The organism is Agrobacterium tumefaciens str. B6 (assembly GCF_001541315.1).
Taxonomy (GTDB): Bacteria; Pseudomonadota; Alphaproteobacteria; order Rhizobiales; family Rhizobiaceae; genus Agrobacterium; species Agrobacterium radiobacter.
In genome coordinates this window covers 1-996 of sequence record NZ_LMVK01000039.1, presented here as the reverse complement: position 1 = coordinate 996, position 996 = coordinate 1, and the positions used below count along the sequence as shown (strand labels likewise).

Here is a 996-nt window from a genome sequence, read left to right as displayed (position 1 = left end):
CACAATAAGCATCCAAATAAAAAGCCTCCGATGAAACCGGAGGCTGTTGTAACCCCATCGCAGATGGGGGTCCCGTTTGGACGCCGATCACCCCATGTGCGGGGTCCTTATTCCATGCTTAATCACAGCAATTTTTGGCAATGGCGTAGACGTCTGCATAGCGGCAATCTAGGTGAGATTCAGCGTCAATCAGGATGAGACTCGCGCCGGGGTGTGACGGAGTGAGGGCGTAGCCCGATCGTAGTCATATCCCGGCGCGGCGCAGATTTTAGGCGTCTCATGATCGCGGTCGGTCCGGTACATTTGCGGTTTTCTGGATTGGAGAACCAGTTTGTGCCGGGTCGCCATGTAACCGATCATCAGATGAGACTCTTCATGAAGTACCGACAAACGCATTCCGTAGAGGTCGCCGCGGCAAAAGCGTCGATCAGCCGAGCCACGGCATACCGCCTCGACAAGGAGGTGCAACTGCCATCTCAGAGCAAAGCGCCACGCGGACGCCGCCGCCCTGATCCCCTGGAACCGATATTTGAGGCAGAAGTCATCCCCCTCCTGAAGGCCGCTCCCGGCATCCGTGCTGTCGCCGTCTACAATGAGATGCTGCGCCGACATCCAGAACTCTCTGAAGGTATCCGCCGCACGCTTGAGCGACGCATCCGGTCGTGGCGTGCTGTCCATGGCGAAGCTCAGGAGGTCATCTTCCGCCAGACGCACGAGCCAGGCCGGCTGGGCCTTTCGGATTTTACCGACGCCAGCGGTCTTGGTGTAACCATCGCCGGCCAGGCGCTTGATCACCTGTTCTATCACTTCCGGCTTGTCTGGTCGGGCTTTGAACACGCCCATGTCATTCTCGGCGGCGAAAGCTTTGTCGCGCTGGCTGAAGGGCTTCAAAATGCCCTGTGGTCCGTGGGCGGTACGCCGCTTTATCATCGAAGCGACAGCCTTTCGGCGGCATTCCGCAACCTCGACGCCGATGCCAGGGTCGATCTCACACAC

1 pseudogene is annotated in these 996 nt (G+C 58.6%); it reads left to right on the top strand.

The window, feature by feature from the left end:
- Window positions 1-333 precede the first annotated feature (333 nt).
- A pseudogene (locus ASB65_RS27680) lies at window positions 334-996 on the top strand (IS21 family transposase); the annotation flags it as partial.